Source organism: Orbaceae bacterium lpD02 (assembly GCA_036251875.1).
GTDB lineage: Bacteria > Pseudomonadota > Gammaproteobacteria > Enterobacterales > Orbaceae > Orbus > Orbus sturtevantii.
The window spans coordinates 1,063,135-1,075,932 of record CP133960.1 but is presented as its reverse complement, the minus strand read 5'-3'; the positions used below and the strand labels follow the sequence as shown (position 1 = coordinate 1,075,932).

Genomic DNA, 12,798 nt, shown 5'->3' with positions numbered 1-12,798 from the left:
ACAATTAAAGCATGCTATAACTTTTGCTATTTTATAGTTAATAAATATAAGCGCTAGTCACGAAAGTTATTGAATTGAAAAGGTTGCTGTAAATCAGCGCTTTTTACTAATGCAATCGTCGCTTGCAAGTCATCACGCGCTTTAGCCGTAACTCTGACTTGTTCGCCTTGCACTTGTGCTTGCACTTTTAATTTACTATCTTTGATTAACTTAACGAGTTTTTTAGCTATCTCTTTATCAATACCTTGTTTAAGTTTTACTGTTGTAGAATAAGTTTTGCCGCTGTGCTCTAGCTCTTCTGGGATCTCAAGTGCGCCGCCATCAATACCTCGCTTAGCTAATTTATCGCGTAAAATATCGAGTAATTGTTGGACTTGAAAGTCTGATTCGCTTGATACCTTAATGGTTTCATTTTTTTCGTTTAGTTCAAATGAAGCAGGTATATTGCGAAAATCCCATCGTGTAGCTAACTCTCTTGTTGCATTCTCGACCCCATTACGAACTTCAGGCATATCAATTTCTGATACAATATCAAAAGAAGGCATGTATTTGCTCCGGTTAAATAAATTACCGCCATAGTATGGCGATAACCTCAAGATTAATCAATAGTACGAAGTAATTCGTTAATACCCACTTTACCTCGCGTTTTAGCATCCACCTTTTTCACAATGATGGCACAATATAAGCTGTATGAACCATCTTTAGATGGCAAATTACCTGACACGACAACAGAGCCCGCAGGTACACGGCCATAAAACACTTCACCTGTAGCACGATCATAAATTTTAGTACTTTGGCCGATAAAAACGCCCATGGAAATAACCGAACCTTCTTCAACAATAACGCCTTCAACGATTTCGCTACGAGCACCAATAAAGCAATTGTCTTCGATAATCGTTGGATTTGCTTGTAATGGCTCAAGCACGCCGCCAATTCCAACACCGCCAGATAAATGGACATTTTTACCGATTTGTGCACATGAACCAACAGTTACCCAAGTGTCTACCATTGTTCCTTCATCTACATAAGCCCCAATATTAACATACGATGGCATCAGTACTGTATTGCGCGCTACATAGGCACCTTTGCGAGCGATAGCGGATGGGACAACACGAAATCCTTCTTGTTTGAAACGTTCCTCATCGTAATCAGCAAATTTTAAGGGTACTTTGTCATAATAGTTAGTTTCACCGCCATCAATTAATTGGTTTTCATTAATTCTAAATGATAATAATACCGCTTTTTTTAACCATTGATGTGTTACCCAATCGCCATTAATTTTTTCTGCAACACGCATTTTTCCAGCATCTAACAAGTTAACTACTTGATTGATTGCATTACGAGTTATTGTATCAACATTAGCGGGCGTGATTTCAGCTCGACGCTCAAATGCAGCCTCGATGATAGTTTGTAATTGTTGCATAATATATATCCTTTTTTGTGCAAAAAGCTTTAAGTAATTAAATGAGGGTCGTTGGACAGTATAATATAAAACTAGTCACTTTTTAATGCTCAAGATTTTATATTATAATTGGGTTCAAATCATAATATAAAATAATCACACATATTTTATTTCAAACGAAAAAGTATATTTATTGTACATATTGGCAATGCTAAGTAAAAATTATAGCTTTATGTAAAATCAGTATAATAAAACGCGATAAATGCAAATTATTGCAACTGATACCATAATTATTGGCGGTGTAGGGCGCTTTTATTAATGCGGTTCATTTAGTGGCGCTTTAAGGTGTGACGGGATTGCCATTGGTTACATCATAAGATAACGATTAGCCTTTTAGGCCATTTTACTATCGAATATAATTTAGATAGCCAAGTAAAGGAAGAAACGCGGCGAATATCTGAACTTAACCAAGATCATGACGTTTGGTTATGTACATTTATTGGTTTTTGTTCTACAGTTTGCCCTAAATATATTGAGCCCGTTTTTGCGATACAGCTCGGTAAGATTGATATAGTGCCAAAGATTATCTGATCGCTAAGCTTAAAATATAACTATTAGTAAGTTTTAATGGAAGAGTAATTAAATGAAGATAAATGAAACAGACGAATCATACCGTAAGCCATGTTCAGCTAATATACCCAATAATTGGTGGTTAAAGTTACGTTATTATCTATTTTATACCGTTCGAGAATCAACGTCATTTTTTATGCTATGGGTTAGTATTGTCCTTATGTATGGTGTTATTTGTACCAATACTAATGAGATGGGGCGTGATGAATTTTATCGTTTCATTTTCTTTTTACAACATCCAGTTGTTATTGTATTGAATGTACTTTCACTGGTGGCGGCTCTCTTTCATTCGATAACGTGGTTCAATCTTGTCCCAAAAGCTACTAATATCGTGCTCAGTCGTAAAAAATTGTCGCCAATACTGGTTACTATAGGATTTTGGCTAGTTACCATCGCCGTATCAACAGCATTATTATTGCTTGTTTTCGGTTATTTTAAATAGAGGTTAAAAATGGAAAGCAAACAAAAACAGCTAAAGCGGTCAAATGAGTCATTATTTGGGGGACTATTTAGTGCAGGAGCAACATGGGCGGCAATTTTTGCACCGGTTATTATTATCACTTTTTTTATCATTGCCTTTGGTGACGTAGCCACTCGAAGCTATATTTTAAAATTAATGACAACGTTTGGTGGTAAATTATTCCTGTTTTTTATGATTAGTTTCCCTATTTGGTGTGGTTTACACCGTATTTTGCATACTTTACATGATATTAATATTCATCCTAAGCGAGGAAATGTATTAACGTACGGATTAGCACTAGCATGGACCTTGCATGCAGGGTATATTTTATTTATACATTAAGTAACGTTTGGTTATTTAGGTCGGTATTATTCATTTAAATCTTTTATACCTTTAATGGTATAAAAGATTATAAAGCAATGATGTGGATAGCAAGATAATTAATTATAAAATGACATGTTTGTCATTTTTTTGTCATTTTTAATACATCGAGATGATGCTAGTATGACCATGATTTTATTTTTCATCATTATTACTTTCCCAGCTTCGGCTGGTTTTTTATTTATTAGAGGCTCTCGCTAGCACACCGTTTCCTTTATAGTCAAAAAAACCAGCGCAATAAGCGATAAATACCGATTCACCAGCTTTTATAGTAAAGCTATCAGTTGCTGTTGATAACGTGATTTCACCTTCTATACAAAAAATAATTTCAGCACTCTGTAGTTTTTCCGTCTGTAAGTGTTGGTCGCTATAAATGATTTCAAACGCAAAATCATCAATCGGAACAGGAAAATTAATTTTATTATTTTGCTTAACAGGTTGAGTCAGCAATTGATCGGCAGGAATACTATGAAATGTAGTATTATCAATAAGTTCATTTATATCAATGTATTTTGATGTTAACCCTGCTCGCAATACATTGTCAGAGCTCGCCATAATTTCGAGTCCAGTACCTTTTAAGTAAGCATGAGGTGTTTGTGCTTTTAAAAACATGGCTTCGCCGGGCTGTAATTGAATAATATTTAAAATTAAAGGTGCAAATAAGCCAATATCATCAGGAAATTTCTTTGCTATCTCTTTGATAATATTAAATGGTATGTCATTGAGGAGTTCAATTTTTGATTTGAATTCTAGTAAAGCATGTTTTTTGTGTGTGTCATCTAGTTTTAGCAAGCTAGTAAAAAATGCTTTTAATCCACTATCAGTTTGGTTATTGGTTAATTCGTTAACTTCATTTTTAATAGCTTGAATATTCAGTGAGCTAAATAGTAATATAATTTCAGTAATAGGTCTAAAACCATTCATTGCCCAATAAGGTGTTAAAGCATAAACTAGCTCCGGTTTATGGTTTGGGTCTTTGTAATTTCTTTTGGGTGAATCAAGTGGAATTCCGAGTTCATTTTCTTTTTCGTAGCCTTTTTTAGCTTTCGATAATTCAGGATGAACTTGAATCGAGAGTGGTTCTTGCGCTGATAAGACTTTAAATAAATAAGGCAGCGTATGGTATCGGTTCTTGGTCTTGTCACCAAGGATCTGTATCGAATTTTGTGCGATAAGTTGATCCAACTTTATTTGCTTTCCTTGAGTATCAACCGCTGTGGATACACCTGAAGGGTGGACACCCATCCAAATTTCAGCTTGAGGTTTATTGTTGGTATTAGTAATATTGAATAGTTCAAATAGCGCTGTTTTCGTTCCCCAGTCATAATCTTTTATAACATTAGCTAATTTCCACATTGTGTTATGCATTTTATTTCCTTAATAATTGGTATTAAAAAGCTACAATAGATTTGAGTTATATTTTAGGCTTTTTTTCTCCTAAAAGCGCGTTTTATTACGTCAAAAAAGCTGAGCGATTTTACCATCTGCTTGCCATCAAGGTAGACTCTAATTGCGCGTAATACTTTTTTGGGCTCTTTTGATGCGAAAGTAAATGTACCATTACGTTTGGTTTTTATTGAATAGCGAGGGATCCATCTGCCTTTGAATAGCACAGAGGCTATCACATAATCAATCTCATCCCACGGTATTTGAATGTACTTGCGATTGTCTTGTGTATGATAGAATTCAAATGCTTTATCACCAATCATAATTTCACCATATTCAGACAGTCCCATAAAGGCGGTGCCTTTAATGACTAAATCGATTTTTGTATTTAAAGATTGTGCCATAAATAACCATTCTCTCTTTTGTATACAGTTTTTTTTATAAGATTAATATTTTCTTATTAAAAACAATAAAGCCTAGATAAACTAGGCTTTATATAGTGGTTTTTATTATTATAAAAGACCAATCACGTGTCCTGCAATACCGACGACAAATAATCCAATAATAATAGCAATTGGTGATATTTTTTTACGTAGCAACCACATGCACAAGAAGGTTAATAATAATGGCACTAGACCAGGAATTAGTTGATCTAAGTTGTTTTGTAAAGTGGTAACTTTGTGGTGCGTTAAAGATAAGCCACTTTGAGCCTGGATTAAAGCTTGTTTTATTCCTTCACTCCCTAGCGGTAATGAATCCCAGTTAATAAACGCACCTTTGTCTAATGTTACTGTTGATACGATAGGCTTGAAGTTGATTGATACCCACCTTTGCACCAGAGCAGCAAGCACAAACATGCCTAGAATAGATGCCCCTTTCGTAATTTTTTGTAGTAATCCACCTGATAAGTTATCCGTAATTTTAGAACCCGTACGGTATCCAAATTCTTGGGTATACCACATAAAGCCCCAACGAATGATATTCCATAAAACAAAGAATAAAATCGGACCCATAATATTACCACTGATAGCTAGTGATGCACCAAGCGCACCAAGCATCGGTCTCACGGTAAACCAGAATACCGGATCGCCGACACCAGCAAGAGGTCCCATCATCCCAACTTTTACCCCTTGGATAGCGACATCGTCAACTGGCGCGCCATTTGCTCTTTCTTCTTCTAGAGCTAATGTTACCCCTAGAACAGGTGAGGCTAAGTATGGATGGGTATTAAAAAATTCTAAGTGGCGTTTTAATGCCGCGGACTGATCTTCTTTGGTTTTGTATAATTTTTTGATCGCAGGGATCATTGAATATGCCCAACCACCATTTTGCATTCGCTCGTAGTTCCAAGAGCCTTGAAGGAAAGTTGAACGCCAAGCAACAGATAAACGATCTTTTTTAGTTAATTGAATTTTCTTTTCCATTTTATTCTCCCCGTCCTTAGTAATCATTTAAGATATCATCAAGTGGATCACCAGTATTACCGCCACTAGATGAATTACCACGTTCAGAAAGATTTAAATAAATGAGTGCTAAAGCAATACCTAAGGCCCCCAGTGCAATAAGTGTTAGTTGTGAAATTGCGGCTACGACAAATCCAATGATAAAAAATGGCCATACCTCTCTGTTGGCCATCATATTAATGACCATCGCGTAACCTACTGCAACGACCATCCCTCCGCCGATTGCCATACCAGTTGTTAACCATTCAGGCATCGAGTTTAAGGCACTTTGTACAACATTGGCTGGAATAAAAATTAACGCACCAGCAGGAATTGCAATACGTAATCCTTGCATGCAAATTGCTAGAATTTGTAATATTTCTATCTGTTTAATATTTCCTTTTTCTGCGGCAGCATCCATCATATGAACCATTGGTACAGCAAGTGTACGTACAATCATAGTTAAAAATAGTCCTGCTACAGCTAGCGGAATAGCAACTGCAATAGCGGTGGGTACGCCGGCAACGCCTTGGCCACCTAATACAAGAATAATTGCTGAAGCGACCGATGCAAGAGCTGCATCTGGCGCGACCGCTGCGCCAATATTCGCCCAACCAAGTGCTATCATCTGCAGCGTGCCACCGAGCACAACGCCAGCTTCAAGATTGCCAGTGACTAGACCGATTAGCGAACAAGCAACTAAAGGTTGATGAAATTGAAATTGGTCTAAAATACCTTCCATACCTGCAAGAAAAGCAACAAATATGACCAATACAATTGATAAAATAGATAAATCCATAATAAACCTCTTTAATTTAATACTAACTTTTCTGTTCCGCTAGTTCTTCTTTCGCTTTTTTTAACAATTCATCCATATTACTACTTGAATCGTTAGGCACCTTGCGAACATTAAATTGAACATTTTTTTGTTTTAGCTTTTCAAATGTAGCGACATCATTAGCGTTCATTGACAATACTTTATTGACCATGACTTTACCAACAGAATGCGCCATAGAACCAACATTTAAATCGCTAATTTCAACACCGCCATCGATTACCCGTAATACATCTTGCGGATTTTCAAATAATAGCAGTGCTTTGGTATTACCAAAACGAGGATCTTTGGAAATTTCAATAATTTTGTTAATAGGGACTACATTCGCTTTCACTCCTGGAGGAGCCGCTTGTTCAATAAGCTTTTTACGCAGTTCATCTTTAGCAACCGAGTCTGAAACCACAATTATTCGATTGGGATTTGTTGCTTGAGTCCAAGCCGTTGCGACCTGTCCGTGTAATAAACGCGAATCAACCCGTGCGAGCACGATTTTAAGTTTACCATTACCTAGCACAGTGCCTGGTGCAATGCTTTTCCCTGTAGAGACAGCTTTGGCTTTAGTTGTTACTGTTGATATGTTAGTTTTGATTCCCTCTTGAGCAGGCTCAATAATTGTGATTGCAATTTCTTTAGCAGAGTTGGTTGACAATCTAGCGGTGTAGGCTTCAATAAGCATGGGTAAGTTAAGCCCTGATGCTATCGCCCATTTATCATTGTGGCCATCACATAAGCCATTTGCTTGATTAAACGGTGTTCCCCCCCACAAATCGACTAAAAACAAAATTTCGTCATTACTATCGAAAGTTGCAATTGCTTCTTTCATTCGATCTTTTAAACTTTCAGGGCTATCACTTGGGTGCAAAGTAACTGCTTTCACATTTTCTTGTTCGCCAAATATCATTGCTCCTGATTGTAGAATACCTTCAGCAAAGTCTCCATGACTAGCTAGGATAATTCCAACCATTTTGCGCCTCCTCTGTTATACTTTCATAATTATAGTATAAAATTTTTTTAATATTATCAAAGGGAAACTAAATTATTGTTGATTTGTGTCACATAAAATATTTTTGATAAAAATCATAAAATTTGAATTGTTTAAATTTAATAACACTTATTTGTTCCATTTTGCTAATAGTCAAATATTGACTTTGCTACTTAACAATTCTAATTAAACCATTATAATTCTATTCATTATAAATAGAGAAATGTAATCTTTTTTTAAGATTAATGATGGAGGCTAATATGGCAAAATTGTCCGGTGCAGAGATGGTGATCCAATCTTTAATAGATCAAGGTGTCAAACAGATTTTTGGTTATCCAGGCGGTAGTGTATTAGATATTTATGATGCGCTGCATACTCTTGGCGGCATAGAGCATGTGCTCGTCAGGCATGAGCAAGCCGCGGTTCATATGGCTGATGGTTATGCAAGGGCTACAGGGGATGTCGGTGTTGTTTTAGTAACGTCAGGACCCGGGGCAACGAATACGATAACCGGCATTGCAACTGCTTACATGGATTCTATTCCGATGGTTATTATTTCAGGGCAAGTGGCTAGTAATTTGATTGGCTATGACGCATTTCAAGAATGTGATATGGTGGGGATTTCTCGGCCTGTTGTTAAACATAGTTTTCTGATTAAAAAAACCGAAGATATTGCTGAAACAATTAAAAAAGCATTTTATATTGCATCTACAGGCCGTCCGGGTCCAGTAGTGATTGATTTGCCGAAAGATGTGATGAATCCGGCAATAAAATATAATTATAGTTATCCTAAATCAATAGCGATGCGTTCTTATAATCCAACTATCCAAGGCCATAAAGGTCAAATTAGAAAAGCATTAAAAGTACTACTTAGTGCAAAAAAACCAGTATTTTATGTCGGTGGAGGGGTTATTACTGCTAACGCAACGGATTATGTTAAAACGTTAGCTGAGAAACTTAATTTGCCTGTTACGACAACTTTAATGGGGATTAGTGCATTTCCTGGTACACATAAACAAAATTTAGGTATGTTAGGCATGCATGGTGTCTATGAAGCCAATATGGCAATGCACAATGCTGATGTTATTTTGGCAGTAGGCGCACGCTTTGACGACAGGACGACTAATAATTTAGCTAAATATTGTCCTGATGCTCAGATTTTACATGTAGATATCGATCCAACCTCTATCTCTAAAATTGTAATGACAGCTATTCCTATTGTTGGTGATGCAAAACTCGTACTGGAAAATATGCTGGAACAATTGACTGAAGAAAAAACTATACAAGATTTAGATGCCATCGTTGATTGGTGGAAACAGATTGAACACTGGAGAGCTAAGAATTGTCTAGCCTATAGTCATGAAGGCGATTTGATTAAGCCACAAGAAGCGGTTGAAATGTTATATAAATTAACAAAAGGTGACGCTTACGTGGCGACCGATGTAGGCCAACACCAAATGTTTGCCGCGCTGTATTATCCATTTGATAAACCACGTCATTTCATTACTTCTGGGGGCCTTGGTACCATGGGATTTGGTTTTCCTGCTGCTTTGGGGGTAAAGCTGGCTTTTCCTGAGCAGCGTGTTATTTGTATTACTGGCGATGGTAGTATCCAAATGAATATTCAAGAGCTATCAACAGCACTGCAGTACGATCTACCCATTATTATTTTAAATCTTAATAATCGCTTTTTGGGGATGGTAAAGCAGTGGCAAGATATGATTTATGCTGGCCGCCATTCAAGTTCGTATATGGAATCATTACCTGATTTTGCTAAAATTGCCGAGGCCTATGGTCACATAGGAATGTCAATCAAGAAACGCAGTGACTTAGAGCCAATACTAAAAAAAGCCTTAGCAATTAAAAATAAACTCGTATTCATTGATGTTATGACTGATGCAACAGAGCATGTTTATCCGATGCAAGTTCGTGGAGGCGCAATGAATGAGATGTGGCTAAGTAAAACGGAGAGAACATAATGCGTTATATATTATCGATTTTAATTGAAAATGAACCAGGAGCATTGTCTAGAGTGATTGGATTATTTTCTCAACGTGGATTTAATATTGAAAGTGTAACAGTGGCGCCAACGGAAGATCCGACTATGTCACGAATGACCATTCAAACAAGTGGTGATGTTCATGTGCTTGAACAAATACAAAAGCAGCTACATAAATTAGTCGATGTTTATCGAGTTTATGATTTAACTGAAGGCCCTCATGTTGAGCGCGAAATCATGTTAGTAAAAATTGTAGCTAAAGGTTCTCAAGCTAGAGATGAGGTTAAACGCTGCGTTGACATTTTCCGTGGTTTGATTGTAGATGTAAAAGCAACACAGTTCATTATTCAATTAACTGGTAACAGTGAAAAATTAGAATCTTTTTTATGTGCTATTCGTGAAAACTGTGAGATTGTTGAAATGGTTCGTTCTGGCATTATTGGGTTATCGCGTAGCGATAAAACTAGCAAGTAATTAATTATAATGCCTTCTAAGAAGGTGCTTATTGGCGCCTTTTAATGATTAATTTGATCCTGCGTAGCGTCATCGAATAGTTGGTTAAATTGATTGCCACTCCGGCTACAAATCCATTCACCGTCTTTATAATCAAAATGATAACCTTGTCTACGTGTGGCCATCCAAATTTGTAGTAAAGGTTCTTGAGTATTAATGATAATTTTACTTTGATTTTCAAAGGTAATAGTGATTACATTACCATGCCTTTCATAGTCAATATCAGTATTATGTTGTTCAGCATAATCATCTAATTGCTGTTCAATTTTAATAAAGAGCTGATTAGCAAGCTCATAAAATTGATTGGTATTCATTAGATTCCCCATTATTAATTCGGTTATATCGATTATTTTATCATAACATAATACTTTATATGCTAAAGTAAGAAATACAAATTAAAGTGCACGTAATGTGACTATAATAATTATTCAATATTTAATTGGCTTGATTGGACTGGCATTAGATGGCGACGATAAAAGATATTGCTAAAATAGCAGGTGTTTCACATGGTACAGTTTCTAATGTACTTAATGGGCGAGGAAATGTTAGTGTTAAAAAAATAAAATTAGTCGAAGAAGCTGCCTTGAAATTAGGTTATCAATTTAACTTGTCAGCAAAAGTATTAAAAGAAGGTTATACCAAAACTATTTCAGTGGTCTTACCCAATATTACCGCAGAACAATATAGTTGTCTTTATGATGGCTTATTTCAAGATTTAAGCTCACTTGGTTATGAATTGTCGTTATATATCACCCATGATTCAAAAGAGCGCGAATTACAATTAATACAAAAAATAGCAGTCAAGCGTGATCAAGCAATCATTATTGTCTCTTGTTTAGAGAGTGCGAAGCACTATTACGAAATAGTTAAAACACCAATAAACAATATTATTTTTGTTTATCGTCAGCCTTTATTAGCTGAGCAATTTATTTCACTTGATTTTGAGCAAGCAGGTAAAGATATTGCCATCGCAATTATGGCTAAAAATTACCGTAATATTGGATTATTTACTAATTCAACACGTAATAGGCCGTCATATGCTTTAAAAAAAGGTTTACTTGCCGCTTTTAATCAGTTGCAATATGAAGTAATGCTTCATCATATTGAATCGATACCCACTGAGGGCAATTATAATTTAGCATTTTCTTTTTTTGATAATTCAAGTATGCGCTTTGACGCGGTAATAACGAGTAATATAGAAAGAGCTCGTTATATTAAAAATGCTAACTATTTAGGTAGCAATGTCAAATGTCCAATAATTTATACACTCACCAACGATGTATTTTTTTATAACGATAATTTTTATCAATATCATATGAATTATGGCATGTTAAGCCAAAAAATTACGGGTATGATAGAAGGCAAAGAAGTTAATGATATTGAAAATAAAGGCTTTTTATTTCTCAAGAATGAATTAAATAAACCACATCTGCTAAGCGATAGGGTGATTAATTTTTTAATCCTGCCAAGCCCAACGACAGAAGCAGTGAGAAAGCTATTACCCCACTTTAAAAAAATAACGGGGATTAATGTTAATCTGATCGTTAAGCCATTTGATGAAATTTACCATCAATTTAATAAGCTTGAGCAACATCGAGAAATAGATGTGGTACGTATTGATATGGCTAGTTTACCTTGGTTCGCAAAGCCGATATTAACCCCATTAAGTGAGCTGAATATCGACTTAAATGAGCTATTAAGTCATTATTCAAAGCAAATTATTGACCGTTTCAGTAATATCAATGGCACCACTTATGCGCTGCCATTTGATCCAAGTATTCAGATATTATTTTATCGACAAGATCTGTTTAATGATCCGCTGATTAAGCGTCAGTATTTTGAAAAATATCGAAAAAATCTTGTTGTACCAACCGATTTTGCAGAGTTTAACCAAATAAGTAGGTTTTTTAATCGACGTTTTAATCGTGATTCTCCAGTTCTATTTGGTAGCTCTGTCACATTAGGTAATAGTGAAATTATCGCATCTGAATTTTTATTGCGGTATTATGCAAATGGGGGACGGGTGATTGATAATACCTCAATTGTCTTAGATAACACTATTGCACAAGAGACATTACGAGAATTTAAATCCTTTCTTTCGCTTGCCAATAACCTTGACGCTGGATGGTGGAAAACATCTGTTGAGCAATTTGAGCAAGGTGATTTAGCTATGCTAATTGTCTATATGAATTTATTTTCTTATATCTCAAATAAAAATATTTTACCAATTATTGACTGTGCACCGGTACCAGGGAATCATCCATTATTTGGTGGAGGATCCTTAGGGATGTCTCGCTATAGTGATAAAAAAGATGAAGTGTCGCTATTTTTTAATTGGATTTTTAGTAAAGAGATTAGCGAACAAATTGCGTTATTAGGAGGGGCTATTTCTCGAGATGATATTTTGCAAAATCAAAAAATTATCACTAATTACCCAAAAATTAAACTTATTCAAGAAAATTATTCACAAGGTATTCGAGAAAATCAGTTAGCAAGCGGTCAACCAATCAATCTACGTAAAATTGAAAGCATTATTGGCGATCATATAGCATCATGGTTAAATTTCGGTGGTAATACGAAGAGTGTAGTTAATAAAATTAATAAAATATTAAAACAGACAATTTAGTAATAATGTTTATATTTTTTGAATATGTAAAAAATGATATTAAGGTTTGGTTTATTATCATGAAACTGTTGTTTTAAGCAGTAATAATTCGTGATACTATACGCGATCATAAAATTTAGTAATATAATAATTAAAACTCAAT

Annotated in this window: 12 protein-coding genes and 1 pseudogene; 5 read left to right on the top strand and 8 right to left on the bottom strand. The window is 35.4% G+C overall.

The genetic code is table 11. From position 1 onward, the window contains the following. Positions 1-53: 53 nt before the first annotated feature. Together RHO12_04765 and dapD are read right to left on the bottom strand one after the other, a co-directional pair. A complete protein-coding gene (locus RHO12_04765; protein WVD67092.1) occupies positions 54-545 on the bottom strand; it encodes a YajQ family cyclic di-GMP-binding protein in 492 nt (163 codons plus the stop codon). A gap of 53 nt (positions 546-598) precedes the next feature. After that, the gene (dapD, locus tag RHO12_04760; protein ID WVD67091.1) at positions 599-1,423 is read right to left on the bottom strand and encodes a 2,3,4,5-tetrahydropyridine-2,6-dicarboxylate N-succinyltransferase; all 825 of its coding nucleotides are present in this window, start codon (positions 1,421-1,423) and stop codon (positions 599-601) included. A 622-nt stretch (positions 1,424-2,045) separates the two neighbouring features. Here dapD and RHO12_04755 point away from each other — a divergent pair. After that, on the top strand, positions 2,046-2,474 hold the full coding sequence (locus RHO12_04755; GenBank protein WVD67090.1) for a hypothetical protein: 429 nt from the start codon (positions 2,046-2,048) through the stop codon (positions 2,472-2,474). A gap of 9 nt (positions 2,475-2,483) precedes the next feature. Further along, positions 2,484-2,834 carry a fumarate reductase subunit FrdD gene (frdD, locus tag RHO12_04750; GenBank protein WVD67089.1) on the top strand — a complete coding sequence of 117 codons (351 nt, stop codon included), beginning with the start codon at positions 2,484-2,486 and terminating at the stop codon, positions 2,832-2,834. A 216-nt stretch (positions 2,835-3,050) separates the two neighbouring features. Here the strand turns inward: frdD and manA are convergent, their stop codons facing one another. The 5 genes from manA to RHO12_04725 all read right to left on the bottom strand — a co-directional run bounded on the left by manA (position 3,051) and on the right by RHO12_04725 (position 7,500). Beyond that, the gene (gene manA, locus RHO12_04745) at positions 3,051-4,241 is read right to left on the bottom strand and encodes a mannose-6-phosphate isomerase, class I (GenBank protein ID WVD67088.1); all 1,191 of its coding nucleotides are present in this window, start codon (positions 4,239-4,241) and stop codon (positions 3,051-3,053) included. A gap of 53 nt (positions 4,242-4,294) precedes the next feature. Next, positions 4,295-4,663, bottom strand: coding sequence for a DUF956 family protein (locus RHO12_04740; protein ID WVD67087.1), 369 nt, complete (start codon positions 4,661-4,663; stop codon positions 4,295-4,297). Positions 4,664-4,771: 108 nt separating this feature from the next. Further along, positions 4,772-5,683, bottom strand: a complete 912-nt coding sequence (locus RHO12_04735; GenBank protein ID WVD67086.1) for a PTS system mannose/fructose/sorbose family transporter subunit IID — start codon at positions 5,681-5,683, stop codon at positions 4,772-4,774. A gap of 16 nt (positions 5,684-5,699) precedes the next feature. After that, entirely contained in the window at positions 5,700-6,500 is an 801-nt protein-coding gene (locus RHO12_04730; protein WVD67085.1) for a PTS mannose/fructose/sorbose transporter subunit IIC, read from the bottom strand. 22 nt (positions 6,501-6,522) lie between these two features. Beyond that, complete coding sequence (locus tag RHO12_04725; protein WVD67084.1) at positions 6,523-7,500, bottom strand: PTS sugar transporter subunit IIB; 978 nt, start codon at positions 7,498-7,500, stop codon at positions 6,523-6,525. A gap of 278 nt (positions 7,501-7,778) precedes the next feature. Between RHO12_04725 and ilvI the strand changes: the two genes are divergently transcribed. Next, on the top strand, positions 7,779-9,497 hold the full coding sequence (gene ilvI / locus RHO12_04720) for an acetolactate synthase 3 large subunit (protein WVD67083.1): 1,719 nt from the start codon (positions 7,779-7,781) through the stop codon (positions 9,495-9,497). Then, on the top strand, positions 9,497-9,991 hold the full coding sequence (gene ilvN / locus RHO12_04715; protein WVD67082.1) for an acetolactate synthase small subunit: 495 nt from the start codon (positions 9,497-9,499) through the stop codon (positions 9,989-9,991). Before ilvI ends, ilvN begins: the two co-directional genes overlap by 1 nt. Positions 9,992-10,086: 95 nt before the next feature. Here ilvN and cyaY read toward each other — a convergent pair. Beyond that, a pseudogene (cyaY, locus tag RHO12_04710) lies at positions 10,087-10,344 on the bottom strand (iron donor protein CyaY). A gap of 149 nt (positions 10,345-10,493) precedes the next feature. Between cyaY and RHO12_04705 the strand changes: the two are divergent. Further along, positions 10,494-12,656 carry an extracellular solute-binding protein gene (locus tag RHO12_04705; GenBank protein WVD67081.1) on the top strand — a complete coding sequence of 721 codons (2,163 nt, stop codon included), beginning with the start codon at positions 10,494-10,496 and terminating at the stop codon, positions 12,654-12,656. The last annotated feature ends 142 nt before the right edge of the window (positions 12,657-12,798 follow it).